The 26,011-nt window shown below is 54.8% G+C and carries 37 protein-coding genes; 14 read left to right on the top strand and 23 right to left on the bottom strand.

From position 1 onward, the window contains the following. The first annotated feature begins 353 nt into the window (after positions 1 to 353). Positions 354 to 755: an OsmC family protein gene (locus SIB58_RS04960; protein WP_066909791.1), complete on the top strand. Its 402-nt coding sequence runs from the start codon at positions 354 to 356 to the stop codon at positions 753 to 755. A gap of 26 nt (positions 756 to 781) precedes the next feature. On the opposite strand, the gene SIB58_RS04955 is transcribed toward SIB58_RS04960, so the two are convergent. Next, positions 782 to 1,513, bottom strand: a complete 732-nt coding sequence (locus SIB58_RS04955; protein WP_066909589.1) for a 16S rRNA (uracil(1498)-N(3))-methyltransferase — start codon at positions 1,511 to 1,513, stop codon at positions 782 to 784. 150 nt (positions 1,514 to 1,663) lie between these two features. Between SIB58_RS04955 and SIB58_RS04950 the strand changes: the two genes are divergently transcribed. Beyond that, positions 1,664 to 1,912, top strand: a complete 249-nt coding sequence (locus tag SIB58_RS04950; protein WP_156486694.1) for a hypothetical protein — start codon at positions 1,664 to 1,666, stop codon at positions 1,910 to 1,912. After that, positions 1,909 to 2,190, top strand: coding sequence for a hypothetical protein (locus tag SIB58_RS04945; protein ID WP_066909583.1), 282 nt, complete (start codon positions 1,909 to 1,911; stop codon positions 2,188 to 2,190). Before SIB58_RS04950 ends, SIB58_RS04945 begins: the two co-directional genes overlap by 4 nt. A gap of 5 nt (positions 2,191 to 2,195) precedes the next feature. Here SIB58_RS04945 and SIB58_RS04940 read toward each other — a convergent pair whose 3' ends face one another. Further along, complete coding sequence (locus tag SIB58_RS04940) at positions 2,196 to 3,035, bottom strand: dehydrogenase (protein WP_231857135.1); 840 nt, start codon at positions 3,033 to 3,035, stop codon at positions 2,196 to 2,198. 130 nt (positions 3,036 to 3,165) lie between these two features. Here SIB58_RS04940 and SIB58_RS04935 point away from each other — a divergent pair, with 130 nt between their 5' ends. From SIB58_RS04935 to SIB58_RS04925, 3 genes are all read left to right on the top strand, one after another. Next, a complete protein-coding gene (locus tag SIB58_RS04935) occupies positions 3,166 to 3,360 on the top strand; it encodes a hypothetical protein (RefSeq protein ID WP_066909785.1) in 195 nt (64 codons plus the stop codon). Positions 3,361 to 3,365: 5 nt separating this feature from the next. After that, positions 3,366 to 4,151, top strand: coding sequence for a helix-turn-helix domain-containing protein (locus SIB58_RS04930; RefSeq protein WP_156486693.1), 786 nt, complete (start codon positions 3,366 to 3,368; stop codon positions 4,149 to 4,151). 239 nt (positions 4,152 to 4,390) lie between these two features. Then, positions 4,391 to 4,909: a ferritin gene (locus SIB58_RS04925; protein WP_414494708.1), complete on the top strand. Its 519-nt coding sequence runs from the start codon at positions 4,391 to 4,393 to the stop codon at positions 4,907 to 4,909. On the opposite strand, the gene SIB58_RS04920 is transcribed toward SIB58_RS04925, so the two are convergent. Continuing rightward, on the bottom strand, positions 4,910 to 5,200 hold the full coding sequence (locus SIB58_RS04920) for a hypothetical protein (protein WP_066909574.1): 291 nt from the start codon (positions 5,198 to 5,200) through the stop codon (positions 4,910 to 4,912). Further along, entirely contained in the window at positions 5,200 to 5,805 is a 606-nt protein-coding gene (locus tag SIB58_RS04915) for a Crp/Fnr family transcriptional regulator (protein WP_114992061.1), read from the bottom strand. The genes SIB58_RS04920 and SIB58_RS04915 overlap by 1 nt, the downstream gene beginning before the upstream one ends. A gap of 748 nt (positions 5,806 to 6,553) precedes the next feature. Here SIB58_RS04915 and SIB58_RS04910 point away from each other — a divergent pair. After that, positions 6,554 to 6,757 (top strand): hypothetical protein, encoded by a 204-nt coding sequence (locus SIB58_RS04910; RefSeq protein ID WP_066909571.1) that lies wholly within the window; start codon positions 6,554 to 6,556, stop codon positions 6,755 to 6,757. A gap of 315 nt (positions 6,758 to 7,072) precedes the next feature. Here the strand turns inward: SIB58_RS04910 and SIB58_RS04905 are convergent, their stop codons facing one another. The 8 genes from SIB58_RS04905 to SIB58_RS04870 are packed head-to-tail and all read right to left on the bottom strand — an operon-like array spanning position 7,073 to position 13,892. Beyond that, positions 7,073 to 8,173 carry a hypothetical protein gene (locus SIB58_RS04905; protein WP_067326622.1) on the bottom strand — a complete coding sequence of 367 codons (1,101 nt, stop codon included), beginning with the start codon at positions 8,171 to 8,173 and terminating at the stop codon, positions 7,073 to 7,075. A gap of 33 nt (positions 8,174 to 8,206) precedes the next feature. Then, positions 8,207 to 9,100 (bottom strand): metal ABC transporter substrate-binding protein, encoded by an 894-nt coding sequence (locus tag SIB58_RS04900; RefSeq protein WP_066909565.1) that lies wholly within the window; start codon positions 9,098 to 9,100, stop codon positions 8,207 to 8,209. A gap of 52 nt (positions 9,101 to 9,152) precedes the next feature. Beyond that, a complete protein-coding gene (locus tag SIB58_RS04895; RefSeq protein WP_066909562.1) occupies positions 9,153 to 9,944 on the bottom strand; it encodes a metal ABC transporter permease in 792 nt (263 codons plus the stop codon). Then, complete coding sequence (locus SIB58_RS04890; RefSeq protein ID WP_066909559.1) at positions 9,937 to 10,638, bottom strand: metal ABC transporter ATP-binding protein; 702 nt, start codon at positions 10,636 to 10,638, stop codon at positions 9,937 to 9,939. Before SIB58_RS04890 ends, SIB58_RS04895 begins: the two co-directional genes overlap by 8 nt. A gap of 27 nt (positions 10,639 to 10,665) precedes the next feature. Beyond that, positions 10,666 to 12,045 carry a hypothetical protein gene (locus SIB58_RS04885; protein WP_066909556.1) on the bottom strand — a complete coding sequence of 460 codons (1,380 nt, stop codon included), beginning with the start codon at positions 12,043 to 12,045 and terminating at the stop codon, positions 10,666 to 10,668. A gap of 2 nt (positions 12,046 to 12,047) precedes the next feature. Continuing rightward, a complete protein-coding gene (locus SIB58_RS04880) occupies positions 12,048 to 12,737 on the bottom strand; it encodes a TIGR03943 family putative permease subunit (protein ID WP_066909779.1) in 690 nt (229 codons plus the stop codon). A gap of 16 nt (positions 12,738 to 12,753) precedes the next feature. Continuing rightward, positions 12,754 to 13,713 (bottom strand): permease, encoded by a 960-nt coding sequence (locus SIB58_RS04875; RefSeq protein ID WP_066909553.1) that lies wholly within the window; start codon positions 13,711 to 13,713, stop codon positions 12,754 to 12,756. Then, the gene (locus tag SIB58_RS04870; RefSeq protein ID WP_156486692.1) at positions 13,710 to 13,892 is read right to left on the bottom strand and encodes a hypothetical protein; all 183 of its coding nucleotides are present in this window, start codon (positions 13,890 to 13,892) and stop codon (positions 13,710 to 13,712) included. The genes SIB58_RS04875 and SIB58_RS04870 overlap by 4 nt, the downstream gene beginning before the upstream one ends. Here SIB58_RS04870 and SIB58_RS04865 point away from each other — a divergent pair. After that, positions 13,881 to 14,369 carry a hypothetical protein gene (locus tag SIB58_RS04865; RefSeq protein WP_066909550.1) on the top strand — a complete coding sequence of 163 codons (489 nt, stop codon included), beginning with the start codon at positions 13,881 to 13,883 and terminating at the stop codon, positions 14,367 to 14,369. The two genes, SIB58_RS04870 and SIB58_RS04865, sit on opposite strands and share 12 nt — an antisense overlap. A 37-nt stretch (positions 14,370 to 14,406) precedes the next feature. On the opposite strand, the gene SIB58_RS04860 is transcribed toward SIB58_RS04865, so the two are convergent. From SIB58_RS04860 to SIB58_RS04850, 3 genes are all read right to left on the bottom strand, one after another. Continuing rightward, on the bottom strand, positions 14,407 to 14,673 hold the full coding sequence (locus SIB58_RS04860) for a DUF3721 domain-containing protein (RefSeq protein WP_066909547.1): 267 nt from the start codon (positions 14,671 to 14,673) through the stop codon (positions 14,407 to 14,409). 71 nt (positions 14,674 to 14,744) lie between these two features. Beyond that, complete coding sequence (locus SIB58_RS04855) at positions 14,745 to 15,329, bottom strand: hypothetical protein (RefSeq protein WP_066909776.1); 585 nt, start codon at positions 15,327 to 15,329, stop codon at positions 14,745 to 14,747. A 75-nt stretch (positions 15,330 to 15,404) separates the two neighbouring features. Continuing rightward, positions 15,405 to 16,199 carry a metal ABC transporter permease gene (locus tag SIB58_RS04850; RefSeq protein ID WP_082823386.1) on the bottom strand — a complete coding sequence of 265 codons (795 nt, stop codon included), beginning with the start codon at positions 16,197 to 16,199 and terminating at the stop codon, positions 15,405 to 15,407. Between the two features lie 777 nt (positions 16,200 to 16,976). On the opposite strand from SIB58_RS04850, the gene SIB58_RS04845 reads away from it, so the two are divergent. Beyond that, positions 16,977 to 17,888, top strand: coding sequence for an SMP-30/gluconolactonase/LRE family protein (locus SIB58_RS04845; protein WP_067326614.1), 912 nt, complete (start codon positions 16,977 to 16,979; stop codon positions 17,886 to 17,888). Between the two features lie 1,002 nt (positions 17,889 to 18,890). Here the strand turns inward: SIB58_RS04845 and SIB58_RS04840 are convergent. From SIB58_RS04840 to SIB58_RS04825, 4 genes are all read right to left on the bottom strand, one after another. Then, a complete protein-coding gene (locus tag SIB58_RS04840; protein ID WP_066909770.1) occupies positions 18,891 to 19,637 on the bottom strand; it encodes a metal ABC transporter ATP-binding protein in 747 nt (248 codons plus the stop codon). 2 nt (positions 19,638 to 19,639) lie between these two features. Beyond that, the gene (locus SIB58_RS04835) at positions 19,640 to 20,572 is read right to left on the bottom strand and encodes a metal ABC transporter substrate-binding protein (protein WP_156486707.1); all 933 of its coding nucleotides are present in this window, start codon (positions 20,570 to 20,572) and stop codon (positions 19,640 to 19,642) included. A 108-nt stretch (positions 20,573 to 20,680) separates the two neighbouring features. Next, a complete protein-coding gene (locus SIB58_RS04830) occupies positions 20,681 to 21,064 on the bottom strand; it encodes an STAS/SEC14 domain-containing protein (RefSeq protein WP_067326678.1) in 384 nt (127 codons plus the stop codon). Between the two features lie 88 nt (positions 21,065 to 21,152). After that, entirely contained in the window at positions 21,153 to 21,314 is a 162-nt protein-coding gene (locus tag SIB58_RS04825; protein ID WP_186540067.1) for a hypothetical protein, read from the bottom strand. A gap of 40 nt (positions 21,315 to 21,354) precedes the next feature. Here SIB58_RS04825 and SIB58_RS04820 point away from each other — a divergent pair, with 40 nt between their 5' ends. Beyond that, a complete protein-coding gene (locus tag SIB58_RS04820; protein WP_414494707.1) occupies positions 21,355 to 21,480 on the top strand; it encodes a hypothetical protein in 126 nt (41 codons plus the stop codon). Positions 21,481 to 21,651: 171 nt separating this feature from the next. Here SIB58_RS04820 and SIB58_RS04815 read toward each other — a convergent pair whose 3' ends face one another. Further along, positions 21,652 to 21,849, bottom strand: coding sequence for a DUF2256 domain-containing protein (locus SIB58_RS04815; protein WP_074159339.1), 198 nt, complete (start codon positions 21,847 to 21,849; stop codon positions 21,652 to 21,654). A gap of 302 nt (positions 21,850 to 22,151) precedes the next feature. Here SIB58_RS04815 and SIB58_RS04810 point away from each other — a divergent pair, with 302 nt between their 5' ends. Next, positions 22,152 to 22,382, top strand: coding sequence for a hypothetical protein (locus SIB58_RS04810; protein ID WP_156486691.1), 231 nt, complete (start codon positions 22,152 to 22,154; stop codon positions 22,380 to 22,382). 27 nt (positions 22,383 to 22,409) lie between these two features. After that, entirely contained in the window at positions 22,410 to 22,772 is a 363-nt protein-coding gene (locus tag SIB58_RS04805) for a putative quinol monooxygenase (RefSeq protein WP_066909523.1), read from the top strand. A 285-nt stretch (positions 22,773 to 23,057) separates the two neighbouring features. Here the strand turns inward: SIB58_RS04805 and SIB58_RS04800 are convergent, their stop codons facing one another. The 3 genes from SIB58_RS04800 to SIB58_RS04790 form a co-directional block, all read right to left on the bottom strand. After that, the gene (locus SIB58_RS04800) at positions 23,058 to 23,396 is read right to left on the bottom strand and encodes a hypothetical protein (protein ID WP_067326611.1); all 339 of its coding nucleotides are present in this window, start codon (positions 23,394 to 23,396) and stop codon (positions 23,058 to 23,060) included. 492 nt (positions 23,397 to 23,888) lie between these two features. Then, complete coding sequence (locus SIB58_RS04795) at positions 23,889 to 24,053, bottom strand: hypothetical protein (RefSeq protein ID WP_156486690.1); 165 nt, start codon at positions 24,051 to 24,053, stop codon at positions 23,889 to 23,891. A 651-nt stretch (positions 24,054 to 24,704) separates the two neighbouring features. Next, positions 24,705 to 25,103: a hypothetical protein gene (locus SIB58_RS04790; RefSeq protein WP_066909517.1), complete on the bottom strand. Its 399-nt coding sequence runs from the start codon at positions 25,101 to 25,103 to the stop codon at positions 24,705 to 24,707. Positions 25,104 to 25,429: 326 nt separating this feature from the next. Here SIB58_RS04790 and SIB58_RS04785 point away from each other — a divergent pair, with 326 nt between their 5' ends. Further along, positions 25,430 to 25,627 carry a hypothetical protein gene (locus tag SIB58_RS04785; RefSeq protein WP_067326609.1) on the top strand — a complete coding sequence of 66 codons (198 nt, stop codon included), beginning with the start codon at positions 25,430 to 25,432 and terminating at the stop codon, positions 25,625 to 25,627. Between the two features lie 119 nt (positions 25,628 to 25,746). Beyond that, positions 25,747 to 25,902: a hypothetical protein gene (locus SIB58_RS04780; RefSeq protein WP_197461154.1), complete on the top strand. Its 156-nt coding sequence runs from the start codon at positions 25,747 to 25,749 to the stop codon at positions 25,900 to 25,902. Positions 25,903 to 26,011: the final 109 nt, after the last annotated feature.

Here is a 26,011-nt window from a genome sequence, read left to right as displayed (position 1 = left end):
CAGAAACATTGGCCAAGCATCATTGGGAACCAAAAGAATTCGTGCACCACATCATGCCTAGAAATGATATCCATAGTCCCAATGCAAATCGGATGACAAAGATATTTCGATCACAACGATCAACCAACAATAATTTGATCATCGAAAGCCCAGACCAGAAACAATTAAATCATGAATTGAATCCCCAGGCGCATCAAAGCGGCAGTCATCATCAGGAGATGAATCACTTCAATGCAGAGAACAACAACATCCCCATGAGCAACCAAAACATGAACTCATTGTGAACACAGCATCAAGAAACAACCAATCACGAATTGTGCTGCCAACTTGAACCAATCACCTGGAAGGAACTCATGACAACTGTTTCCTGTCTGTATAGCGGTGAACTGCGCTGTAGGGCCACACACCATGGCTCCGGTGCCGTGTTGATCACCGATGCTCCTGTCGACAACGCTGGACAAGGTCAAGCGTTCTCCCCCACTGACCTTCTGGCCACATCCGTAGCGACCTGCATGCTCACCATCATGGGAATCACTGCCAAGAGCAGGAACTGGTCGATTGAAGGGAGCACTGCCGAGGTGAATAAACACATGACCGAGTCAGGTCCCCGCAAAGTGGAGAGGCTGCGTCTGCATCTGAAACTTCCTCAGCACCTCAGCGACGAACAGCGTTCACTGCTTCAACGCGTCGCGGAGCAATGCCCTGTGAAGCGAAGCCTCGATCCATTGATGCAACTGGAGTTGATCTGGAGTTGATCCCAACGTTCAAGCGTGAACCCGCATCAGCTGGGCGACACCCCGATCGCCGAACCCAGTGCCAAGACGGCCGGCAGAGCAGTGTCAACACTGAGGATGCGATCGCCCAAGTTGACCCGATCTGCCGCGACCGTGGTCGCAAGCTCGATTTCGAAGGGCACAAATCCACCCTCCGGACCAATCATGACCAGCGCAGGACTCGCAGGGGTCTGCGAAAGGGCGATCGGCGCTCCCTTGTCGGTGATCCAACAGGGGCGACCGTTGCAAAGTTGGGGAAGCTGGTCCTCGACAAATGGTCGAAAGCGTTGATGACAGTGCACCGTCGGGGCGATCGTGTCTTGTGAGCGTTCCATCCCAGCAAGCAAGGCTTCTCTGAGCTTGGCCTGTGACAGCAGAGGTGACTGCCAGTAACTCTTATCGACCCTGGCACTGTTGATCAGATGAAGGTTACTGACACCGAATTCCGCGACAGTACGCAGGATCCGCCGCAGCATTTTTGGCCGGGGCAGTGCCAAAACGATGTCGTAACGATGCCTCGGCGGCGGTGATTGCGTCAACTGCACCGACAGCGTCACACCCGCTTCGTCGATGACATCAATCCGAGCCTTTCCCTGAGCACCGCCATAAAACCCAACCCGAAGCGTGTCGCCGACCACGGCGCGCAGAACGGAGCGGATGTGTTCGGTGCGCCGATCATTGGCCAGAAAGCAGCGTGTTCCAGTCCAGACGTCGTCGGCATAAAGCAGGATCAGATTCATGCTGCTGATCGTTGCTGAAGGATTTTGACCTTCGCATACTCAGCCATGGAATGCATGCCGTCCGACAGTTTCCGGCCAAGAACAAAAGCGGTGAACCGAACATTTCAGCTCGGCAATCACACCCTTCATTGAGTTGATGATCTGGTGTCAATGACGGAAAGTGACACTATGCAGAATACGAAAAACAACAACAGAACAAACACGATCAACGACTCTGAATCACTGCTGCAATTGCTCAGCGAACGCCTTCTACTCTGGGATCAGCAGGAGGAAGCTCAAGCAGCCGGTGAATGGCATCAGGCACTCGCTCTGGAGCAATCCATTCGATCCATCTCCCCCCGCATCCGACAGGCCATGGGCCTGCTCGTGCCCTTGAGACAGGGAGGCTCTGAACGATGAAACTGAGTGATGTTGTTGCCAATCATGGCTTTGCCCCCTGCAACCTGGCCACGATCGAGAATGCACGTTTATACCAACGCGAGCACGACGATGGGGTTCTCGAACTGCTCTGCGTTCAGAAAATCGGTGCCGAAATGCGGGTGGATCGTCAACCGTTGATTCCCCTTGTGATCGATGGACAACTCACCATGCCTGTGTTTCTGCCCTTGGGAGATGCGGTCTCAGATCAACGCATTCCCACAGATCGGCTTGAGGACTATCTGAACACCACCCTGTAAGCGCGTTAACGGCAGTACGCCGCGATTCCTGTTGTTGGTGCACAAATAGCCCTCAGGGACGTTCCTTGTTCCAGACCCTCACGCAGCGCGGTAACGACACGCTTGGCAATCCTGTCCAGGGTCAGCTTGCGTTGTCGTGGATCACGCAGTCCCCGCTCCAGAGCCCCCTCAAGCATGCCGATTTCAAGCATCGAAACACCCCTGCGAGGCGCCCCCAACATGCCGCGATAGTCGTAGGGGTAAGCGCCGAATTCCTTGGCCAGAGCTTCATCCATCACGGAAAAACCGAATGCGACAGCGGGAATGATTCCTGCACCGATGCCATGGGGTGAGTAAGCGTCGTAATGAATTTCCACGACATAGCCCCCCTCTGACGCATGTTGCTGACCGACGGACCAGTTGGTGCGTGGATCTTGCACGTTGCGAATGGTGCGCACACCAGGGTCATAGAAGCTGATGTTCAACCCCTGCTTTTTACCCTCAGCCACCACGGCCCTGGCAGTACGCAGGTTCCAGTAGAGCTCATCCGTCATACCCGCTTGCATCGGAGCGGCTCCAGCGACACCGACCGCCCAGCCTGGTGTTCCAGATCCATACATCCGCTGCGAATCGGCGTGACCTGCCAGAACCAGAATCGACGTTCCCTCCCTGGGCATCCTGTCACCGACCCAGTTCTTGCCACGGCCTGGCGTCAACGGAAGCGACGGAAGCTGCAACGTCGACCGTTCAGGTCGAGCCGGTTTCATGCTGTCAAGCAGCTCCATCAAACCTGCACCTGACACGGGCAGAGCAAACAGAAGACAGCCCCCTAGGAGCCAGGCGATGCGACGCATAAGATTCAACATGGTCGACCATGGTGCCTGACCTGGCTCAATCCGTCACCCCCCGGCGCAGATTCAGTGAGTGAAGCCAGCCAAGCAAACAGGCATCACGGCCAAAATTGCTATTCCAAGGACAGGAACCAACCGGATGACCATGGCTGATCTGACCGCGCTTTTGATGGCCTTGCTCTGGCCAGGCGCCCTTGTCATCTCAGTGTTAGCCATCAGCCGGACGCTGATCGTTGTGGCCCGGAGTGGAATCCGTGTCGAGATCTTCACCCGTCAGCCGATTCTGATCGGCACAGGACGTGCACCTCTTCGCGCGGAAGTGGGCAAGGTCAGAATTTGATCCAGTTGATTCAGAGCGGTCAAAGCCCAGCCTGCACGACCCAAAACCACGGGAAGGTCGTATCAAAAAACACGCTTCACAAGCACGCCTGCACTGTTATAACGACTGAAAATGAAGGTGCAGAAAGATACTCTGTGCCAGTCACTGTCATGACGCAGGCCGAAAAAAATCAAGCGACTTTGGTTACATCGGTCATCACACTGAAGAAATCTAGTCAACATAGAATTATCACAAACGAAAGCGAGAACAGAAGCTTTCAATTGAACATCATTGAAGGCTTTATTCGTCTTTACTGCGTCAATGAATGCCAAAGCAATACGACCGAGTCCACATTGGCATTGATTGATGCTGGAACAAGCAGTTCATTTTATTGGAACAATCAGCGGAGGCTGATGATTGAAGCGCTTGAACCATCCAAAGTTGAATTCAACCCGAAAGGTCAACCGGTCGATACCAACAATTTTCTAGAAAACTGGATTCTCGACCTCTACGAAATCAAGCAGCCCGCAGACAGCCTAGAACGATTAATCAAACTGCTGTTACTGCTCGCCAGAACAAGAGGCAATCAGGATTCTGCAGCTGATCAATCCCTGATTTCAGGCCTGTCACACCGCCGCATCGGCGAAATCATCAGCAGCACAAGACCCACGATCAGCAGGCACCTGGGCTGGATGCAACGCCAGAATCTGATCGACGTGGATGTCGCAACAAAAACGATGCGACTGAACCTTCTGCAGCTGCAGGCCAAACAGGATGAGCTTTTCGCTCAACCGCGACCGCACTTGCACTGACCACCCTTCCACTTCGAGCACTTGGACTTCTTGCAACCTTTCTTTTTCTGAGGCTGATGAACCGGCACGACCCAAGCTGCTGAGAATGCAACTCATTATACAGCCCAGATCAATCACGACGCCAACAGCCATCGAAAGACTCGACAACCCGTGTACATTTGATACACAGGCGCCACGGTTTCATGCTGTCAGATTCCTCAAAGCACGTTGAGGTGCAAGTCGGGCCTTCGGGTCGAGCCATGGCGGAATCAATGGATCCTGCCTTGCTGGAGGGTTTTCAGGCACACTTCAACATGGAGCGACAGGCCCATGCGACCTACTTTGGCGCTGCCATCTGGATGGGTGAACGGGAATTGCGCGGGTTCTCCAAACACTTCAATGACGAAGCCAGGGGAGAACAGGAGCATGCAGCCAAAGTTGCGGACTACCTGATCGCAAGGGCACAATCGCCCGAACTGCAGGCTCTCGAGGCTCCTGATCAATCCTGGGAATCAGTTCTCGACGTGATGAGCACTGCATTTCTGACTGAACGGGATGTGACCACATCACTCCAACAGCTGCTGGTGGCAGCAGAACGTGTCGGTGACTCCCGTAGCACCGTGTTTCTTGAACCGATGGTGGAGCAACAGATCAAAGCCGAACATGAAGCCGCTCATCTGCTCGGTCGAACCAAGTTTGCGGATGGACAGGCTGCTGCCGTACTGGTGATTGACAACGAACTGAGAGAAGGTGTCGCACACCCTGCCCAGCTTCAGTGATCAATTCACCGAAGAGCGAATTTTCACCAGCGCCCGCCGGGCAACTTCACCGGCGAAATCCAATGCAAGGGGATCGACAAGCAGCTCTCGATCCATCCCTGCAATCAGCTTCTGAAGCTCTCTGAGGCGCAACGCAATCTGAGTCTGCTCAGCACGTAATCGCTTGATCAACGTCTGATTCAGACACAGATTGCACTGTTGATTGATCTGAAGGCTCCGCCTGGAACAACGCTCTGAATCACGACAGAGCGTTGCCATGAGATTGCTTCCCTGGCGGTGGGTCAAAGCCATCAGAGATGGGTCAGGGGAGCAGTGCTGATCATGTCGATCGAAAAGTTCATGGTGAATTCACCACCCGAACAGTTCATCTGATCCACATTTCTCCACTTGGAGACCTGACGTGTGGTGGTGACGCGCGTGGCTCCGATCAGCTCACCAAGACGATCATGGGTCAGGCGGAATGGCAACTGGAAGCAATCGCTGCAGCGCTTGCCCAGACGATTGACCAGCAGCGCGAAGAGAGCATGGAGCCTCTGCTCTGCCTGTCCGAGGTGACGAATGCGCAGCAGCTGCAAGGTCCATTCATTCACTGCATCCATGCCGACTTCATCGTCAGATGAAACGCTGCGAGCAAGACGAAGGTCAGTGAGAGCTTCGACGCAGATGCCTTCGCTGCAAAGGCGATCAGTCCTCAGGCGATCGCCAGCCTGAAGGAAAGCCAGAGTCATGCCCTCTGTCTCCTCGCAGGGGCAATACACACGGCAGAAGCCTTCATGGACTTCAAGAATGCTGCCTTGGCCAGCAGAAGCCGGGTCGATCAACACGGTCTGGTGACGAGGCATCGTCATCAATGCCACGGGAGCATCGGGAAGAAACCGGTAAGCCGAGAGAGTCATGGACGGAAAACGTCCTGCTATTGAGAATCGATCTCGACTCTAGAAGCAAAACTGACCTTCATGCAAGCGATTCTCAGAAGCAGTAGGGGGTTCCTTTGAGCCATTTGCTACCAGAAGACCCCGCAAGACGTGATCCCGGAGGTACAGAAGGCAACCATTACAACCGACCAGATCCCACTGGATAGCTGCAAAAACCGTTGTTGAAGCGACGGACGGAAGGGTACGGGGAACACCGGCCAAGTCCGTACCAGAAGCTGTCGATCAGCCGTAGCACCTCTTCACAAACGAGCCTCAGGCATCGGCAAACGACCATCCGCACAACGCGAGCACACCCGACGCTTGCTCACAGAAGAGCTGTCACCAGAGGACCCAACGACATCAGCTCTCGCAGCTGTTCAGTGGCTGCTGTTCGGTATTCGGTAATAGCTTCGCAGTGGAACCTATTTATGGCATCACACGGCCAGCACCACCTGCGGGACATCGACAAGGAGGAGCCCGCACCGGGAAACAGGCCGAAATAATCAATCAAAGCAGTGATCTCTTGACCGCCAATTGCTTGTGGCCGCAATCAGATTTACTGCCAGGAACTTGCAACATCAACACCAAAGAACGTGTATTCAACAAAGCACGAATCCACCCATTTGATACCGGAACAACAATGAGGTGCATTTCGCTACGTGCAGATGTTGAGCTTGAATCCATACGCATTGCTTCGGAGAAGTAGACAACTTGCACTGAATCCAGCTCAATGGATCTGCCGGAACAATGCCATCAGGGATGCCGCAGAGCCCAGGCAGCTGCATTACAGAACTGGTGCATGGGTCAACTCTCCAAGCTGACACTTCAGGGTCGAGAAAATGATGCACGAGCACTAACGCAGGAACACCTGGAGACCTTGATCAAGATCGACGTCAACACAATCATGTGGATGCAGATCAGAAAAGTCAGCTGAAGAATACGGAAGAGAACAACCACAGAACAAAACCAACAGCCCTTAAAAATTGTTATTTAAGCTGATTAATTACTCACAAAAAAAATCAAGCGAGCCACTCTTATCAATACTCTTGATGTTCAGGCATCAACTCAATGGAGATTGATTGCACCTGCAAGACTGAACCAATCTGTTCTGTTCGAACGTCAAGATCACAACCATGCCGAGCATGCTGCGTCATCAGGCTGAAGCATCACAAATTCAACACTCCAGCAACAGAGGCAAAAACTTAAAAAGACTGTCTACAGAATGGATGTGCAGACAGTCTTTTATCGCTCAGAACGAGAAAGTCACACCAGTGCCGATATGATGGTTCCACCCTTTGCCACCCTCAGAACCCCAGTCTTCGGTGCTGTAAACAGGCTCCCAATGAGCAAAGAGAGCAATTTTGTCCGTGATGGGATATTCAAGCTCAAGCTCACCGCCCCAGTCGGTGCGTGATGAAAGGCCTGAGTAGCTTCCAGGCACATAGAAACGAGGACCACCGGAAAGTGTGATGTTCAGCAGGTCAACATTGAAACCAAAACCTGGCCAGACGTCGGTGTAGTTACCGATGTAGGTGCTGTCTGATTCCCAGCCAGTACGATTTTCAACGGAAATGAACACACCGTCAATCACATCTTCCAGCCCGTCGCCGAGCGCAAAGTTCACGTCACCATCACCGAAGGCGTAGGTGACATTGACGCCCACTTCATTCTTGAGACCTTCCCCGAACTCTTCACCTGGGCCTGTCACGTAGTAAGGCATCCAGGAGACCTGGAAAGCCAATTGTTCATTGGGTTGATAACGGGCTGCTAAGTAGCCCCTGACATCGGTGCGCTTGAAAGGTGCTCCTGATTCATGCGCATGACCATGGTGATCATCATGACCATGCTCGTCGTGGTCGTCATGGTCTTCGTGGCCATGATCATCGTGCTCGTCATGATCTTCATGGCCGTGGTCATCGTGGTTTTCGTGGCCATGCTCATCGTGGTCGTCATGGTCTTCGTGGCCATGATCGTCATGATCACCGTGGTCTTCATGATCGTCGCCGTGAGCATGCACGACTCCATAGAAGTGTTCGGCCTCTCCGTAAACAACAGAAGGTCCGATAGTTGCTTCAATGGCAAAAATACCGTTGTTGGGAAGACCCCACTCGAAGACGTAACCGAACTGTCCATCGATGGCGTAATGCTCAGGCTTGCCATCGAGGTTGGTCTCAAAACCACCATGCCCCTCGATTGTGATCACGGGAGTGGCGCGGAATTCACCATCTGGAAGTTGTTCACCGCCACCATGCCCGCCATGGGCATACACGCCTCGAATTGCAGCGTCACCGGCGCACAACAAGGCAAGCCCAGCAGCGGCATTCAGGAACGAAAGACGAGAAAAAATCATTGGATCAAAAAATCAAAAATGTGTACAGATCAATCAGCGGATTGAGGCCCAGCGCTGCTGAAGCTGAGCTGCACCGTTCTCATCACAACGTCCACCCTGGGCAACAACGAACGTGCAGATGTTGCTGGTTGCTGTCTGAACAAGACTTTTCCCTGGAGCCTGGCCGTCTGCAAACAAGGGTTTACTGGCGAGGGGAACGCCACTGGCTTTGCTGATCCGGCGCATCGTCTTGGACGGAGGCAGCGCCTCTGGAAAAATCACCTTGGTTCCAGATTTCTTGATCGCCTTGCTGATGGCACCCAGGCTGGAGGGGCGCATCCGTCCTCCGGTGGCGTATTCGTCAACAACAGGGAGTTCACGGATGCCGAACCGACGTGCCAGGAAGGAATAGGCACGATGTCCTGTAATCAGAACCCGCTGTTCAGCAGGAACTGTCTGAATCTGCTGGCCCGTCCAGGTTCCGAGTGAACTGAGCACTGAATCCATGGCGGCCCTGCGTTGATCAATCGCTGCGTCCTGCGTTCCGTTGAAAACGGGCTTGAGCTTGACCGCAACCGCATTGGTCATGGACGCTGCAATCGCAGGGTCGTGCCAGAGGTGCGGATCATTCATGGGATTGCTGGGAACAGCAATTTCACCAACGGAGACCACCGGGCCACCGGCTTTGACGCCCTTGAGAGCAGGGGTGAGGTTGTAACCGTTCAGCAGCACAAGCTTGGCTTTGCTGAGATTGCTGCGGTCAGCAGGCCTGAGGGCCATGGTGTGCGGGTCTGCACCCGGCGGGATCAGGCAAATCACGCGACCTTGATCAGCCACCAGCTTCTTGGTGATGTCGCAAAGAACGCCGTCAACTGCAACAACCGTTGGGGCTGAAGACGCAGCTGCCAGCAGGGTTCCTGCTGCTGCCGTGACGAGAGGGAAAGGCAAGATGCGACAAAATATCTCCGAAAATGATAATCATTCTCACCGACAGCGCAAGTTATGTCGCGTTGGCAGGTCGCAGTCTCGGGATACAGAGCAAAACCATGCAGACAACACCGATCAGGGGGCCGGGAGGCAAGTTGAGAGCAAGAGCCAACAGGAACCCCACGGCACTGAGGGCCAGGCCCACCAGAGACGACTGAAACATCGCGGCACGCAGACTGCTGACGCGCCAGAGACCCGGAAGCACCGGTGCGCAGAGCAGGCCAATCACCAGGATCACTCCCACAGCAGCCATGGCACTGACAATCACCATGGAGGTGACCAGCGCCTGAACCAGCTGCAGGCTCCTGATCGGCAAACCCGAAGCCTCAGCACCCTCCGGATCAACACCCAGAAACACGAGCTGTCGGTAGCGGGTCAGCAGCAACAACGCCATCGCAGCGGCAGCCACAAGCACTTTGTAGAGGTCTGACCAGTCCACAATCAGCAAATCGCCGAACAGAAGCGCCTCCAGATCAAGGCGAATGTTGAGCACTGGAATCAAGAGCACACCGAGGCCGAGAAAACCAGCGAGAACCGTATTGATCACAGCTTCCTGACCAGCAGGTTGCCCACGCTGCATGCGCTCAGCCGCCAGTGAACCCAGCAGACCGCTGATCACGCCGCCGATGGCTGGGTCCAGGCCGAATCCAACCGCGATGGCGACGCCTGGCAGAACGGCATGGGAAATCAGATTCGCCTGCAGCACTCGTCGCTGCGTCACCAGCAGCGTGCCGGTGACGGGGCAGAGCACCCCAACGAGCAGCGACATCAGCAATGGCACCAGCCAGAGATCGAGCTCACTCATGGCTGTGCTCCAGACGATCAGGCTGGCTGCTGAGCATGCGGCGCACCTGCTGCGGTGGTCCATCCGCCAGAACACGACCATCGAGCACGATCACCCGGTCATAGAGATCAAGAGCCGTACCCCAGTCGTGGTTGCTCACCAACAGGGTGTGACCTGAATCAGCCAGTTGCCGCATCAGGGCAAGCAGCTTCTCCCGGGACGGAGGATCAATTGCGGCGCAGGGTTCATCCAGCAACAGAACCCGAGACGGCTGCACCAGCGTTCTGGCCAGCAATACCCGTTGCTGCTGACCTCCCGACAAGGCATCCAGGCGGCGGGTGGCCAGCGTTTCCAGGCCAACACGCTGCAGAGCCGCCTCCCTGTCGCAACAACCAAAGGACTGGTGACCGATCTCCCCGAGCGCGACGAAATCACGCACCGTGATGGGAAAAGACCAGTCAATCCTGCCCCGCTGCGGCATCAACACCACCCGGTCACGAGAACTCTGAATCGGCATCCCATCGCAGGCGACCTTGCCGGCGGAGGGGGTCAACCGGCCCTGCAGCAGATGCAGCAAGGTGGATTTGCCTGTGCCGTTGGCGCCCACCAATGCCGTCAGCGTCCCGGCTTCCAGAGTCAGCGAAACATCATCAACAACGACACGGTCGCCGTAGGAGACGGACAGGCCATGAGCGACGAGGGGAGCCACCCTCATGAATAGTGAGAACGATTCTCAGTCAACCTATCGAGACGGATCAGAAAAGTCAGTCAATGCCCCTCCTGCCGGCAGCCAACGCGCCAGCACTGCCGGTTGCTGAAGCACCTCAAGGTTGAGAGTGCTGCCGGAAATCAGAGCAATCCGTCCATGATCCGCATCAGGCTTCTGCACCACCGTGAGCAGTTGATCACTCACCGGGTCGTAATCGAGTTCCGATCCCGAGCTCAATCGCCATGGCCCCAGGGAGCGTCGACGGATCTCTTGCCCCTCACTGTCGAGCTGCAGAAGCACATCCTCGGTGCGCAGTCCGGCTTCCCGCAGCACCAGCCAGAGCCGATCACCACCGTTATCGCAGGCCGCCGCCATCACCCCGGCTTCACCCAGCCAGACCTGCTGTGGAGGCCGGGCCGGAATCACCAGCTCGAGGGAGCGGCGGTAGTCAGGCCAGTGACGGACCAGCAGTGCGCGACCGGAGCCCGAGCAGAAGGCCTTCACCTCCCGGCTGCCAGGAAGCGACTGTCGAGCCCCTCCATCCAGGGAAGGATTCAGAGGCAGCAACTCCAGACCGTCGTAAGACGGCAACACCAGTCCGTTGCCATCGGGCAGCAGACGCAGAGGACCGCTGGGCTTCAAGTCCAGAAGCCGTCGCGCTGCGCCTCTGGACTGAATCCAGACACGATCACTGTCTGGCTCAAACCCTCCGAGCTGAACCAGCAATTCACCAAGTTGATTGCTGCTCAGATGGGCAAACAGCAGCGATCCCGAATCTCCGGACTCCAGCGTTTCAAGGCTGCCAAGCCCCGGATCACCAAGACCTTGCTCATGGATGCTCAGAGCATGCTGATCCAGTTGTCGCAGCAGCACCCGCTGCCGCGCCTCACTGTCATCACTGACCAGTGCGACTCCGCTGCCATTCCCCAGTGGTTCAATCTGCAGGATGCGTTGCTGCACAGGCGCAAGCGACTGCCATTGTCCATCTCGCAAGCGCAGCTGCAACCGTTCTCCATCCTCACCGGGCACCACCGCAAGCAGGTGCGGCCTGGGGTTCCACCAGACCACCTGGCTTTTCAGGGGCAACTGCCTCAGATCCTCACCAAGCAGTTGCAGGCGAAGGGGTCCCGCAATGGGACGGCCAGAGTCCACCAGAAGCCGGAGACGGTCCTGTCGCCCGAACCAGCTGTGAGGAAGATCCGGAACCAGTGCACTGGCCGCAACAGTGGCACGATCCATCGGCCTGCTGAAGATGACATCCAGCGCAGCGGCTCCGGAACGCAGCGGCTGAATGGCAACGGACTGGAGCCGAGGTGGTCGTCGCAGCAGGATCTGCTGCTGCACAACAGCCAGTCCAGCCAGAGCCGCAAGACAGCCGAGCAACAGACGTGGCCGTGGCGAAGAAGCAGACATGGTCACGGTTCGAGCGGGCGCTCAGGCCTTGGGATCAGGGTCACGTTGGTCGGTTTCACCACACTGACCGGCACCCCATTCCTCTCCTCCACAGTCATCGTTCCCTCGATCTCAAACCATTGATCCGGCTTCGGATCGGCGTCGGCAGGCCAGTCCACAGGCAGGCCGGCTGGCGTGGCATCCGCTAGGCAACAACGCACGGTCAACCGGGCCAGCTGCAATGGTTCTCCGGGTCGATCCAGCACAAAACCACTGATCCGCACAGGATCTCCAGCGTGCAACTCAGGGTCAGGCTGACTGCGAAGCAGCCGAACCCACTCGGTCAGGGTGCGCTGCTCCGGAGGCAGGAAAAAGCTCAGAGTGGGTGCCGCCGGAAGACTGTCCGGACGGTTTGCGGCAAGGTCGCTGAAGGATGGTTGGGGCGGCAGAAACAGGATCAACAACGCCACAAGTGCGGACGACAGCCAGCCGAGAGGCGCAACTGGCAGGCGCCGCCGGCCGGCCAGCCGCAGCTGTATCATTCCGACCACTATCAGGACCACCCCTGCAACGGCGACCACCGGGTGAAAGGCCGCATTCAGAAGCAGATCCAACCGAGAGGAAAGACTGCTCCACACCAGCACCCATCCCCAGAGTGTGACCACCAGAGGGGGGAGAACAGCAGCCCGACGCAGGGAACGCAGAGATCTCATCGGAGCGGGCACCACATCAGAGCTGAATCAGGTTCACCCACTGGCCAATCAACAGAACCATCAGTGACGCAGAAAGCGCTGTAATTGCTATGGCTCGCGAAGACAGCAAAACGGTGAACAACCCGGCAAGTTTGAGATCAACCACCGGCCCCAGCAACAGAAAAGCCAGCAATGCTCCTGGAGTGACCTGGGCGGCAAATCCGAGTGCCAGAAAAGCATCCACACTGGAACACACCGAGACCACCAGCGCCAGCACCATCAGCGCAAGGATCGAGAGCGTCGGCGCACTGCCAAGCGCCAGAAGCCAGCTTCGTGGCAACCAGGTCTGCACCACGGCAGCCAGAGCACTGCCGAGCACCAGCAACGTGAGCAGGCTGAGGAATTCCCGGGTGCTGTGGGACAGAAGTTCACGCGGCTGAGGCGCCGATGATCGAGCTTGCATTTCAGGCTTGGCAGGGCCTGCTCCGACCATTCCTGTGCGACGTTCCAGCAGCCCGATGCTGGACAGGGGCTGACTGAGCCTGCGCTCCTCCAACAATGCCGCCTGGAGCAGACGGGATTCAGGAATCAACCCCAGCAGTGCGCTCAGAGCAAGAGCAATCAAAAAAGCCCCTGCAGGCCTCGCCCAGAGCAACCAGGTCTTATCGGGAAATGCCGCCCAGGTGCTGGCTAAAACAATGGGGTTGAGCACCGGCGCAGCAAAAAGAAAACCAAATCCCGTACCGAGCGGGGCTCCGCTGGCCAGGAGGCGACGGGCCACAGGCACATTGCCGCATTCGCAGGCTGGAAGTGCAAACCCGAGTAAGGCCCCCACGATTGGTGCAAGCAGAGGATTACTTGGCAGACGACGCACCCAGGCTGACTGGGGAACCAGCCAGCGGGCGACGCCGGCAATGGTGACTCCCAGCATCAGAAAGGGAAGTGCCTCGATCAGAAGACCTTGGAAGATGGCCCAGGCTGTGGCAAGACGCGTCATTCAGCCCAGGGCAGTTCACGCCCATCCGTGATGAGTCCGACAATCAACGTAGGGATCAGCCGCAGGGATGTCGACACCTCTCTGCCTGGAGAGTGCAGTACAGGAGCACAACAGACAGCGGCGACCATCACCACTAACGTCCGGGAGGTGATGTCGTCTTGGAATTCATGGTGCGACATTCGCTGCAATGGCTGCTGCATCTGCTGATTGCAGCCGCCGTGTTCTCGGCTCCAGCACAGGTCATGGCCTGCGTCCCTGGTCTCCAGTGGGGAATGGACAGCACCACGGTTGAACAGCGTCTGGAGATTTCTCTGGAAACGGTCCGATTTCTGAGAGCGGATTCCTCTGCCGTTTATCGCGTCAGCAACCAGCACATCGGTGAACTCCCCGTTGAACAACTGGATCTGCGCTTCGGTCGGCAAGGGTTGGAACAGCTGGTTTACAGCCTTCCCGGCGATGCCATGACGGAGGTACTGGCAGGGCTCAGAACCCGTTACGGGTCGCCCGTCAGCACGACAATCAATCACACCGATCAGATCCCTCAACAGATCTGGATCTGGAACACAGAAGATGACTGCATCACTGCGGTCAGGGCCGAGGATCAGACATTTCTGCTCAGTTACCGACCAAGTCGCCTCAGACCATCATTGCTGTGAAGGCCTGAGGCAGAGCAGCCGATCAGTGAGCGCGTTGTCAATGTGATGAACAAGGCATCCACTGATTGCCCATCTTGTGAGCTCCCGAGCAATTGAAGTCCGGGGCAGCGGCCTCAGCTTCAGCCTGGGTGCTGAAGATGGATTTCATTCCCTGGGCAGTGCTGGTGGACTTTTCTGAAAGAAGGGTGCCGGTGTGATCGTCGCCAGGGACATGGTGGGCACGGGCCGATTGTGCTCCCACGAGCGTGATTGCGGCCAGTGCGGCCAGGGAACCCCGAACGACGGATCGGTTGGAGAGGAGCATCAGGCTGGACTACGCAGATGTGTTTCTCCCATTCTCCAACATCAGCCCAGCCAATGGAAACCCTTTACGAACTAGCGCGCATCAAATGGTGCTGAGGAGTGATGCAGCACGATGCGAACAGAGCCATCTATTTGGCGAAGAAAGGTCCAGGTCTTCTCAGGTTCAGCGGTCTGGCCTTGCGAATCGGTGAGGATCACCATCCCCATGGTGTTCGCGGTGTTACCCAACAACTGCACGACATAGTCCTTGATCTCACATTTGACCCAGTGGCGATAGGTGGCGAATCCCAGTTTCTTGTTCCTAAACTCAGGGATGGTGGGATCTGGACCCACGAAGTAGGCGAGTGCACCATCACGGGTGGTGCGGAAAGTCTCATCACCGATGGCGTAAGTGGGCTTGAACGCCACAGGCCCATAGTCGTAGGCGTATGCAGAATCAATCACAGCCGCCGCCTTGGTTCTTGCCGCGTCGTAACCACCGTTCTGGTAGGCGGCACTGATGGCCAGGACTGCATCGCACCAACCTTTTTGCATCTGAGTGACTTCAGCCTCAGTGATGCCAGTACTGAAAACCTGAACGGCAGGCTTGGCCTGAGCCTGTGCACATATCAGTGATGAAGCTGCCAAAGCGACAGCAGCAGCTGAGGAACGATGCATCAGAGACATGGAAAAGATTGTTACTGAGCTCTGCCTAGCCAAAGCACTGAAATGCGTAAACAATCGGACAGACGCTTATGACGGGGGGCGGCACAAGATTCCGTGGCGCGGCGCCAGCAGAAATGCCAGCAGGAAAAGACCGGTCTGAACAAGAACGATGCAGCCTGCCGTTGAACTGTCGGTCCAGTAACTGAGATAGACGCCTAGAAGACTGGAGATCACACTGCTGCCGATGGCCAGCCAGGTCATCCGATCAAAGCGGTCGGTGAGCAGGTAAGCCGTGGCGCCGGGTGTCACCAACATCGCCACCACAAGAATGATGCCGACGGTCTGCAATCCTGCGACCGCCGCGAGCGATAGCACCGACAGCAGCAGGTAGTGGAGCAAACCGGTGTTGATGCCAATCGAGCGGGCGTGGGTGGGATCGAAGCAGAACAACAGAAGATCCCGTCGAAACAACAGAAGCAGCGCCACGACGACAAGGCAGATCATCCAGGTCTGCTGGATATCAGCCGCGGAGATCCCCAGCACGTTGCCGAACAGGATCTGGGTGAGATCGATATTGCTGCGAGTCTTCGAGACCAGCACCAGACCAAGTGCGAAGAAGCCTGTGAACACAAGGCCAATCACGGTGTCTTCCTTGATTCTCGACTTCTGCTTCACAAATCCGATGGTCGCCACCGAGCCCACACCGAACACGAAGGCTCCCAGGGAAAAAGGCAAACCCAGGGCATAAGCCAGCACCACGCCGGGAAGAACGGCATGGGACACGGCATCACCCATCAAGGCCCAGCCTTTGAGAGTCATGTAACAGGAGAGCAGCCCGCAGACGCCTCCAACCAGGGCACTGATCATCAATGCGCGCACCATGAAGTCATGACGCAAGGGTTCCAGCAAAAAGTCAGGCAAAATTGCACTCCCTCTGATGCGTGCGCGTTTTCAACACAAAAGTGATCGAGCAGCCCCCGACGTTCATTGGGTCTGCTCCTCAGCACGAAATGGCCAATCGATACCTTTCATACCAAACACAACAGAGGCACAGAGGAAGACGGGCGGGTCGTGTTGCTTTGGATGCACAAGCAGGCATCTGTTGCGAAGAGCAGGCGCAGGCTGCCGCGCATCAACTCGCGACTTGATAACGCTGCTGCCAGCCAAAACCTTGCAATCCCAAGCGATTGATCAATCTTGGCAGTGGGGCACAACACGGCTGGCCCGAACAGAACCCACTGCAAGCAAGGGCAGCATCGACATGGTGATCATCATCCGGCTGAACCAAACACAACCCGGCTGCCCTTGATGGCGCGCTCCACCTAAGCAACGGCGGTGGTAGAAACCCAGCCAGGCTGCTGATCCACTCGACCGGAGCCAGGGACCAAAGAGCGCCGAGCGCGTTGCGATGACACCTTGGCTCACAGACACCAGGGAATGCGAATTGATCGTTACCGCCGAACGAGCCTTAGTGAGGGTTAGCAACCAATAGCGAGCCCACTCAGCGGCACGATTCAACCCAGGATTTCAGATTAAAAAGACCGAGGCGAACCTTGGAATTCATTAAAAAATAAAGAAGATTAAAAGCCAGAGACAACATGGCCCTGAGCGTTGCTACGAAAAGCCCGAAATCATTAGCTCTGCTCAAGAAGGTCCGAATTGATCAAAGCTCAATCCGACAAAGTCTGGGATCTTCTATCGAAAGAGGTAGAAGTTCAACGTATTGCCACTGGATTCATCTTTACCGAAGGACCCATATGGAATCCAAAAGAACAACACCTTCTCTTTTCAGACATTCCGGCAAATATTTGTCGCAAATTGACACCAGATGGCCAGATCAGCGAAGCAAGAAACCCCTCGCAAAAATCCAATGGCCTGACCTATGACAAGCATTTAAACCTCTTAGCTTGTGAGCACCTCAGTTCCAGCGTGGTCCTGATCGAACAGGATGGAAATCGCAAAGTAATGGCCTCCAGCTTTGAAGGCAAAGAATTAAATAGCCCTAATGACATATGCGTTAGGCAGGACGGATCAATTTATTTCACAGATCCCCCTTATGGACGCATGCCTGGATTTGGGAAAGAGCGCGAACAGGACCTGGGCTTTCAAGGAGTGTTCCGACTCACCCCCAACCAAGATCTTCAGCTTGCAGTAGAGCCAGATGCCTACACAGCACCTAACGGTCTTTGCTTCTCCCCAGACGAGTCATTGCTTTATATCAATGATTCAACTCAGGCACTCATCGACGTCTACAACGTAAGTCCCGACGGGAGTCTCTCAGGACGAAGATCTTTCGCAAAGAATATCGGCAACGGCCAACTCGAACAGGGAATACCCGATGGAATGAAATGCGACGAACAAGGCAACGTTTGGGTCACGGGGCCGGGCGGGATCTGGATTTTCGACGACCTGGGAGAATTTTTGGGCATCATCGAGACCCCTGAGAATGTTGGCAACTTTCACTGGGGAGGCGCAGATTGGCGAACACTTTTTATTGCAGCAAATACTTCCATTTACACCCTGCGAACCAAGACATTGCCTCACTGCGAACCTTTTATGAAAGGCTTCTAGAGGGTTCAATCGAAGTCCACACTGAATAAAGTAGTCAACGTATAGCCGACAAAAGAAACAACACGATAGAGACATACGGCGCAACGAAACGTTGACGCCAGAGGCGCGAGAACTCTTCCCAATAGCATCCACATGAGATATTGACAGAATATCCATCACCGCTTTTCCTTCAATCAATAAAGAACGCTATCAAGTAAAAGAAAAGAATTAAAATATTCATAGCCCATACAGATGCAACCTGTGCAAAGACGAGCCTGTTTGTACTTCGCAAATAGGGAAGCCTTAGGGAAATATTCATTACAAGCAAAAAAGAAAACATGACCAGCGCCAGGTGTGGGCGAGACCTGCTGACGAAAGCAAGTTCATACGCATGGACCACCAGTGGAAAAAAAGGTACAAAGCTAATCACTGCACCTAGCTTGAATAACTGCTCCTCTTGGCGTTTAGTAAGCATCTAATCCATTTTCCAAAGTCAGTTGAAAGCCCAGCTCCTTGAAGTGCTGGCCTAAGCGGTTGGTCTTAAACCATAATTTATAAACACATCCCGAGCACGACCTACAAGCGTTTTGCACTGATTGCAACAGCCTCCAGACACTGGCAGAACGCTTCAAAGCCACTGATCGTTTCGTTGAAGCGGCTCGCATTGTTGGGTAGCGGAATTCAGCGATGGGGATTGAACCAGTCCCGATGAGAGGTGGCATCGATCAGTGCCTGACAATCGAGTAGGAGAAAACTTCTGAGACCAGACAGGCCTGGGGCCAGTCCAAACGGCTCCGCATTGCAGATCTCAACAAAACATTTCCCAGTGCTGAGCTGGTTTCATACAGACCCAGGCGGGCTGTCTCATGATCAAAATGCGCCAAAAATCAATGGATTAGGGCCATTCCACGCGCTGCCTTTCGAGCGGAAAGCAGCTGCTCGTAGCGGCTCAGGCAGGTTCGGGAGCAGCGGGAAGCAGGCCAGAACCAGTTCTTTTGACATTGGAGTTGGAGAGAAGTGTGGTTACTTCGGTCCCTCCGAACCCCGCAGCACATCAGGAGGAAGACCGCCAAACGCCAGCGACAGATTTTCTGGGGTGAAGACCTCGGATGTTTCCCCATAGGCCAACACGGTCTTGTTGATCAGCACCACCAGATCACAGAAATCACGGACATGACTGAGGTCATGGGTTGAGATCAGAATTGAGCAAGCCTGGTTGCGCAATTGCAGAAACAATTCCGCCATGAGCTTCTCTGTGCGCACATCAACGCCGTTGAAGGGCTCATCGAGCAGAAGCACTGATGCTCTCTGAGCAATCGCCCGGGCCAGAAACGCGCGTTTGCGCTGACCGCCGGAAAGGGCAGAAAGAGGTCGGTCCCTCAGATCCATCAGTTCAACACGCTCGAGTGCATTGCGCACCGCAAGGCGATCTGACTGACGAGGGATGCGCAGCAGGTTCATCGAGCCATAGCGGCCCATCATCACGACGTCCCAGACAGAAACAGGGAAATCACAGTCGATACCCTCGCTCTGGGGCACGTAAGCCACAGCCTGCTCACGCTGGGCTTCAGCCACGTTGAGACCGTTGATGCGGATCCGTCCCCTGGACGGACGCACAAAGCCTGTGAGTGCCTTGAACAAGGTGGTTTTGCCAGCTCCGTTCATTCCCACCATTCCGCAGATGCAACCCGCAGGAAGCGTCAGCGAGGCGTCGTAGAGGGCGACAGAGCCGTTGTAATCAACGCAGAGCTGTTCAGCTGCGATCCGAATCGTCATGGCTTTGGATCGGCGGCGGAACCCAGACCGGCTCGAATGAGTTTCACATTGTGGCGCTGCAGATCAAGAAGGGTGGCGGCAGGGCCGTTGCTATCTGACAAGGAATCGACATAAAAGCTACCACCGAAACGACTGCCGGCAGCTCTGGCCACCTCGCGCTGGGCTTTGTCGCTGACAGTGGTTTCACAGAACACTGCTGGAACCTGATCACGCTTCACCCGTTCAATCAATCGGCCCATGCGACGTGGTGAAATCTGACTTTCGGCGTTGACGGGCCAGAGATAAGCCTCTTCAAGGTCGTAGTCGCGCGCCAGATAACTGAAGGCGCCTTCACAGGTCACCAGCAGGCGCTGACCGGCCGGCAGCACCTGCAGGGCGTTGCGCAGCTCAGCATCCAGGGTCTGAAGCCGGCCCTTGTACACCTCTGCATTGGCCTTGTACTGCTGCGTTCCCTCAGGATCAAGCGACGAAAAAGCTTCAACCAGGCGATCCACATACTGCTGGGCAGCCTTGGGCGACATCCAGGCATGTGGATTGGGGCGACCGGCATAGGCGTCCTCACCAATCAGCAGCGGTTCAATGCCATCAGTCAGGGTCACGGTGGGCACATCACCAGCGGCTTCCGTGAAACGTCTGGCCCAGAGCTCAAGACCCAGGCCGTTTTCAACGATCAGATCGGCACCTGCAGCCCGCTCGATGTCACTGGGCGTGAATTCATAACCGTGAATCTCCGCCCCGGGCTTGGTGATGGACTCCACCTGCAGCCTGTCGCCAGCGACATTGCGAGCCATATCAGCAAGGATCGTGAAGGTGGTCAGCACCTTGGGGCGACTGTCTTGACCCGAACGATCGGCGACAGGGCTGTCCTTAGTGGGATCATCCGACCCGGAAGAGGCCAGCTGTGTCGGATTGCTGCAGGCACCCGTCATGACGAGGAAACCGATCCAGACAGCGGCGAGAGGCAGGCCTCGCTTCAACAAACCGCAATCACCATGACTCAACATAGATAGTTACAGATTACGGAATGACTTCAACTCTCAGGACCTCACCCAGGCATCGCCCGCCTCCCGTTCGCGAAAACTGCGAATTTGCCCAGGCATCAGCAAACCTGCCAGCCGACTCAACAAGCTGAGCCAGCGTGCGTCTGTGATCAGAGCCACACGCTCAACAGCAAGACCATGATGAATGCTCAGGCGCAGGTCGTCGAGAGCAGCTCGAGGCTCCCAGCCCCTGAGTTCGCGGGCGTCAAACACAAGACGGAGACGATCGCTGGTCTGCTCATCAATGGCGGCCTGTAGCTGTGGAATCAGCGAGAGATAGTCCTCATGGGTGAGCCGACCACGGGCCAACACGGTAATCACCGGAACAGGTGCAAGCTCGACCGCCTCAAGCGTGAAGCCATGCAGAGCGGTAACTGTCATGGGCATCAACTGCATCTGATTATGTGTTAACCGCTCTGATCAGACAAAGACATGCAAAGGAGGTGAGGATGCCCCAACCAGGAGGCAATCAATCATCGAAGTCGTGATCGTGCTTGTTCATTGCTTCCACGATCAGGTCGTGAATCATCAGCTTCACTTCCATATTGCTGTGATGCACTACAAGGCGTTGAATTGCGTAGTACACGATCAACATCACCGGCAAAATCAGAACACAGATGATCTCAAACATGGTGGCTTGGAATGCATATCAGCGGAAATGAACCGTCTGGATGAAGACCTCAGTCAACATGATGGCTCAGATCAATCTCTCCAGCCGCAGTCCGCATGGGCTTCGCGGATCGGACAACTACGGCGCGACCATCCACGCCACATCTAGCGGCATGACCCCAAAGTGATGCAGGCGACGGGCAGAACGACACAGCTCAAGCCAAGCCCCCAGCCCACTGACACCAGATCTGGGGCTTGCGCAAAAGCACACACCAGACCTATTGATGGATGAATGGGTGGCAGCCATGGCTGCGAGACCCCCATTCAAGGCCGGGTGTTGGGGACTTCAATCACCGGCTTCAGCCTCCCCGATCATTGATCGGGGAATTTTTTTGACGCCTGCAGCGCTCAGAGCAGTAGCGCACCTCATCCCAGACGTCTTTCCATTTCCTGCGCCACTGAAACGGCCTGCCGCAGACTGGACAGGTTTTCGCGGGGCGATTGCACGGGCGCACCCCAGAAGCACCGCGGGATCGCCCCTCTTGCCGTCTACCCATCTGCGATCAAGATCCTGAACCCCAAAAAAATTAACTAGAAACCAGAGCAACGGCTGATCATTGCGAGACACTGGTCGTGCCAGATCAGAACAACTTCTGCAACACGGTCAGGATCATCGGAAACAACAACGATGCAAGAATTGATCGAGCGCAAAACATACCCAAGCTAATTCTTTAGGAAACATAAATACCTATTTGAGTTTTGAGAAGCTGCCACTCCGTGATCCAGCAATCGTCATAGTTTGAACACATTCGTTTTATGGCGTGTTATGTCTCTGCATCATTCGGCTCCCTTCTGCTTCATGCACTGGAGCGTTCAGCGCGTCACCAACAATCTGTTCTCGGTGTCAGCAACCAGCGATGGCGTGGATTACACCCACGTGGGTAATTACCGATCTGTGGAGGATGCCAACCGAGCTGGTCGACGCTTTGTGTCAGTCAGGGCGCATGAACAAGGCCACAACAGCCATGAAAGAGCAGAAGCCGATGTCCATCAGCAAGGCAGTCTGACCAGCAGCGCTCTCCATGGCTAATCAAGGGATTGACCTGATCACTCAGCCATGACCCTTGACGACCAATGCGTCTCGATCTACCCCTACTTCCGCGTTCCTGCTGAACGTGAGCAGGAGGTTATGGAACTGTGCAAACAGTTCGTCGATCGTTCAAGCCAGGAACCTCTCTGCCTCTACTACGGGTTTACCAAAGCAGGAGAGATCCTCCACTGCCGCGAAGGCTACCGAGGTGCAGCAGGTGCCTTGGCACATCTCGAGAATGTTGGTGAGCTGCTGCAGCAAATCCTGCAAATCTGCGAGCTCACCAAGCTCGAAGTGCATGGTCTGCCCGATGAGCTTGAGAAGCTACGTCCAGCACTGACAACCTTGCCAGTGGAGTTCTTTGAACTGAAGATGGGATTCAGACGCTGAAAATCACGAGCAGCGTCCTTGAATTTGGAAAGAACTGTCTGAGGTCATATCGAAAAGCTCGGCGCCATGCCCGACTTGACCATCGCGACATGGCTGTCGAGGTCATTGAAGCAGAGGGAATAGACAGAATCTGGTTGCAGCCAGGCCTGTGTCTTTGAAACAAGAGCGCCACTGCCTGAGGAATTCCAGGAGGCTGTTGATCCAGCACTGATCCAGAAATCATCAACTGGATCGACTTTTAACTTTTAAATTTTCGTCTTAGCAGTAGAGCATACCTGGCTGGAACTATGACGATCGTTGTTTACTGCAAACAATATCGATTTGACTTTCCCACATGTCCATCGCCAAGGGAACAACTTCTTGCATCCCATGCTTTTTAGCATCTTTCATCACTGATTTCTCCAACTCCAGTTGAGACATCCACTTGGCGCCATGCTTCGAAATTTCTGAATCGTCCACCATCTGAACTTCGCCTTTGGAACAATCAACCAAAGCAAGAACTTTATTAGAATCCATCATCATTGGAATCTTTTTGATATTTTTTTGATTACGACCAAAACATCCAATTAATCCAACTGTCAAAAGAACCAGCAGAACACTCTTTGAAAAGGTTTTGAGATACATCGATTTTTTTAAAGAAGCTGACGACGGAATTTGATCAGGTTTTCAGATCCGCAGCGTAGCGATGGTGTGGCCCGAGATCTCTCGATTCAGCCCGGAAGCTGCGTTGCGTCAGTGCTTAGCGACCGTGCATCGACCCCAAACCTGCAAGGATCGCCAATATCACAGTGGATCCTGGAGACTCATGAGCTCAAAACGTTCCAACACTGAACAAAACAAGCAAAAATTTTGCCCTTAGTACATTCTGACGGCATTTGCTGGGTAACGGCGAATCTCGATCGATCTCCCAACTCCAATTGTTCAGCTTGAGATTGTGCCCTGAGTTCAGATGAGTGTCTCAATCAATGCAGCATCAAAAGATTGATCCCAGGCAATTAAACAGGCACTCTCAGCGTTCGCTGGGCATCAATTGCTTGAAAGTCCCAGCTGAGAGGCAACTTCACACCTTCAGTGTCGAAAACGACGACACACGAGGAGCGACGCGGTGCAGCGTTATCAGCCCATGTCTGATGGTCGCTCGGGAATAGCTAGATCTCGTTCCTGGGCGACTCGTTGCTGAAGCTCATTGAAGCGCTCATCTCTGCTTGGAACAGAAAACCAGCGACGTCTTCCACCAACAACAATGAAATCCCTGGAACTGGTGCTCTCTTCGTTGGTCATGGGTTGGCTCCCTTCCTGACTGAGGCAGGCGTAACGCCGTTAGCTAGCTAGAACCTAACGAAGACTTGATTTCGATGAAGAACGGATCAGCTCTTTTTCAGCTGAGTTTAAGGTTTCAGTAAGATTCGAGTCTCAACAACGCATGAGCAGCTTCAGAGCGTTGATTGAGTTGAGAACCAACAGCCTTCACCATCAGCCATTCAAGTTGAGCTCTTACTGCTCAACTGAGCTCATTCGTGCCAGGCATTGATGAATGATTGATCGTTTGAAGGGAGCGACTTAGCGCTGAGAATTCATTACGATTGCTGCGGCTACGCAGGGTGAGTCAATACAACCGAACAGCATCACAAGAATTCTTTTGTTTATTTCAGCCAGAAATAAAATTCGCGTCTGTTTGAGCACAACAAGCATCACCTCCACCACCAGCCACGCCTTCTAGTTCTTTTTCGCTGAATAGGACAAGCTTGCCAGCAAAAACTTCGTGACCATCTTCCTTGGCGATTCATACCACTGCATCAACTGATTGAACGGCTTTGAGCTTTTCCTGCTGGTTGGTGTCGTCACGACTCTCGCGAGGAAAAATTTGGGTTTTGCATGGTCGAGAGGCTCAGTCTGACTCCGGGAACCAACCCACCCTGTCCAAACAGGTCCTCAAGCAGTTCCACGGTTATCGGCACAGATCGACTCGTCACCGCGGGTGAAGAGAAGGAAGGTTGGCTTGCTGAACCACAGTTCTTCAGGTTCACAACATGCCACCGTGATCCAATGGGCCCGACGGGTGATCAGAGGCAGTGCGTCGATCACGATCAGCCAGTGCCAGTTGGTCAAACTTTCCTGTTGAAGCCCAGTCGAGGCATGCGTGGTGAAAACGCTGTGACTCTGCGAAGCCAATGGAAATGCAAATTCCAGGACAGGGGATGAACTGTCGCTGACACAGGTGGTGATCCTTCTGGTCTTGCCAGAGACCCTCGCAGTGGTTGTCCTGCGCTTTGGCAGAACCTGACTCTGCGCCTGCTCGCTTTGCCTTGGCTTGCCTGGAATTGACGTCAACCATCAAGCCAGATAAAGGTCTTTGGACAAAAAATTTTCTGACCGTCTCATCAGCAGCCAGGGGTTGCAGTTGGCTGACTGCTGGCATTGATGCATCTTGCATCAGCCTCAAAAAGAGCGAGTGGCACCGATGGATCTCGGCGTCAAAACGTCTTAAAATGCTCCTGATGCTGACGCTATTGTTGATGATGCCGAGAGCAACCTAAGCAAGGCATCGATCAAGGCTTAAGTGAGGACACACTGAAAACCCGGGATAACCGTGTGATCTGCAACAAAACGTTTGGTTTATCCCGATACTTTGCGTGCACTCCGCAATGTTGATCGACATGAACGGCAGCATTCAACTCACCACCGAACAGCAATTCCAGATCGAGCAATTCAATCGTGCCCTCGAAACAACCCAGGATCCTGAGCAGCTTCGCCAATTGGCCCGACAACTGATGCAGGCCTGGCAGACACAGAAAGCAGCAACCTGCTGGGTACTCAAACAGGACGTGCCTCCGTTCATCCCGACGGGTGGATGATGCGGCCCGTCCTGGCAATCATTGCCTCAAAGTCACCTGACAGCGGTGTCCAATGACCCTGCGGAGCCCCACAATCGAATGACTTTCGCGATTAGGGTTTTTAAAGGATCAGGTCACCCATGGTTGAGCTCTACCTGAACGCCAAACTACACAGCCGCATCAGTGAAGCTGCTTACCGATCGCTGCTCACACGCAGGGATCTCGACGACCAGGATCTCAAGCTACGCAGCGATCTGCTCAGACAGGTTGACAATGGATCAATCAGGCTGACCTGACTTAGTAATTCTGAAGACCCTTGTTCCAGTCCAATGAGCCACGCTTCTGGAAGGCTCTGCTTGGCATTATCTCGCTGTTGGTCGGTTGTTCACTGGCCTGGTTGATCCT

The sequence above is a fragment of the Synechococcus sp. MIT S9504 genome (assembly GCF_047497135.1).
In the GTDB taxonomy this organism is placed as follows: domain Bacteria; phylum Cyanobacteriota; class Cyanobacteriia; order PCC-6307; family Cyanobiaceae; genus Synechococcus_C.
The sequence above is the reverse complement of the archived record's forward strand: the minus strand, read 5'-3'. Positions and strand labels throughout refer to the sequence as shown.

Bases quoted from the DNA above. Each gene is read 5' to 3' on its own strand.
- SIB58_RS04945 (WP_066909583.1), top strand. From the start codon at position 1,909: ATGAAACTGAGTGATGTTGTTGCCAATCATGGCTTTGCCCCCTGCAAC.
- SIB58_RS04955 (WP_066909589.1), bottom strand. From the start codon at position 1,513: ATGAATCTGATCCTGCTTTATGCCGACGACGTCTGGACTGGAACACGC.
- SIB58_RS04875 (WP_066909553.1), bottom strand. From the start codon at position 13,713: ATGACGCGTCTTGCCACAGCCTGGGCCATCTTCCAAGGTCTTCTGATC.
- SIB58_RS04915 (WP_114992061.1), bottom strand. From the start codon at position 5,805: ATGACTCTCTCGGCTTACCGGTTTCTTCCCGATGCTCCCGTGGCATTG.
- SIB58_RS04800 (WP_067326611.1), bottom strand. From the start codon at position 23,396: ATGTATCTCAAAACCTTTTCAAAGAGTGTTCTGCTGGTTCTTTTGACA.
- SIB58_RS04920 (WP_066909574.1), bottom strand. From the start codon at position 5,200: ATGGCTTTGACCCACCGCCAGGGAAGCAATCTCATGGCAACGCTCTGT.
- SIB58_RS04890 (WP_066909559.1), bottom strand. From the start codon at position 10,638: ATGAGGGTGGCTCCCCTCGTCGCTCATGGCCTGTCCGTCTCCTACGGC.
- SIB58_RS04795 (WP_156486690.1), bottom strand. From the start codon at position 24,053: ATGACCAACGAAGAGAGCACCAGTTCCAGGGATTTCATTGTTGTTGGT.
- SIB58_RS04880 (WP_066909779.1), bottom strand. From the start codon at position 12,737: ATGAGATCTCTGCGTTCCCTGCGTCGGGCTGCTGTTCTCCCCCCTCTG.
- SIB58_RS04950 (WP_156486694.1), top strand. From the start codon at position 1,664: ATGACGGAAAGTGACACTATGCAGAATACGAAAAACAACAACAGAACA.
- SIB58_RS04830 (WP_067326678.1), bottom strand. From the start codon at position 21,064: ATGACAGTTACCGCTCTGCATGGCTTCACGCTTGAGGCGGTCGAGCTT.
- SIB58_RS04960 (WP_066909791.1), top strand. From the start codon at position 354: ATGACAACTGTTTCCTGTCTGTATAGCGGTGAACTGCGCTGTAGGGCC.
- SIB58_RS04835 (WP_156486707.1), bottom strand. From the start codon at position 20,572: ATGACGGGTGCCTGCAGCAATCCGACACAGCTGGCCTCTTCCGGGTCG.
- SIB58_RS04825 (WP_186540067.1), bottom strand. From the start codon at position 21,314: ATGTTTGAGATCATCTGTGTTCTGATTTTGCCGGTGATGTTGATCGTG.
- SIB58_RS04850 (WP_082823386.1), bottom strand. From the start codon at position 16,199: ATGGTGCGCGCATTGATGATCAGTGCCCTGGTTGGAGGCGTCTGCGGG.
- SIB58_RS04805 (WP_066909523.1), top strand. From the start codon at position 22,410: ATGACCCTTGACGACCAATGCGTCTCGATCTACCCCTACTTCCGCGTT.
- SIB58_RS04925 (WP_414494708.1), top strand. From the start codon at position 4,391: ATGGCGGAATCAATGGATCCTGCCTTGCTGGAGGGTTTTCAGGCACAC.
- SIB58_RS04780 (WP_197461154.1), top strand. From the start codon at position 25,747: ATGGTTGAGCTCTACCTGAACGCCAAACTACACAGCCGCATCAGTGAA.
- SIB58_RS04935 (WP_066909785.1), top strand. From the start codon at position 3,166: ATGGCTGATCTGACCGCGCTTTTGATGGCCTTGCTCTGGCCAGGCGCC.
- SIB58_RS04860 (WP_066909547.1), bottom strand. From the start codon at position 14,673: ATGCTCCTCTCCAACCGATCCGTCGTTCGGGGTTCCCTGGCCGCACTG.
- SIB58_RS04785 (WP_067326609.1), top strand. From the start codon at position 25,430: ATGAACGGCAGCATTCAACTCACCACCGAACAGCAATTCCAGATCGAG.
- SIB58_RS04940 (WP_231857135.1), bottom strand. From the start codon at position 3,035: ATGTTGAATCTTATGCGTCGCATCGCCTGGCTCCTAGGGGGCTGTCTT.
- SIB58_RS04810 (WP_156486691.1), top strand. From the start codon at position 22,152: ATGCACTGGAGCGTTCAGCGCGTCACCAACAATCTGTTCTCGGTGTCA.
- SIB58_RS04870 (WP_156486692.1), bottom strand. From the start codon at position 13,892: ATGTCGCACCATGAATTCCAAGACGACATCACCTCCCGGACGTTAGTG.
- SIB58_RS04820 (WP_414494707.1), top strand. From the start codon at position 21,355: ATGAAGACCTCAGTCAACATGATGGCTCAGATCAATCTCTCCAGCCGC.
- SIB58_RS04910 (WP_066909571.1), top strand. From the start codon at position 6,554: ATGGATCTGCCGGAACAATGCCATCAGGGATGCCGCAGAGCCCAGGCA.
- SIB58_RS04905 (WP_067326622.1), bottom strand. From the start codon at position 8,173: ATGATTTTTTCTCGTCTTTCGTTCCTGAATGCCGCTGCTGGGCTTGCC.
- SIB58_RS04855 (WP_066909776.1), bottom strand. From the start codon at position 15,329: ATGCATCGTTCCTCAGCTGCTGCTGTCGCTTTGGCAGCTTCATCACTG.
- SIB58_RS04865 (WP_066909550.1), top strand. From the start codon at position 13,881: ATGGTGCGACATTCGCTGCAATGGCTGCTGCATCTGCTGATTGCAGCC.
- SIB58_RS04885 (WP_066909556.1), bottom strand. From the start codon at position 12,045: ATGTCTGCTTCTTCGCCACGGCCACGTCTGTTGCTCGGCTGTCTTGCG.
- SIB58_RS04895 (WP_066909562.1), bottom strand. From the start codon at position 9,944: ATGAGTGAGCTCGATCTCTGGCTGGTGCCATTGCTGATGTCGCTGCTC.
- SIB58_RS04815 (WP_074159339.1), bottom strand. From the start codon at position 21,849: ATGGGTAGACGGCAAGAGGGGCGATCCCGCGGTGCTTCTGGGGTGCGC.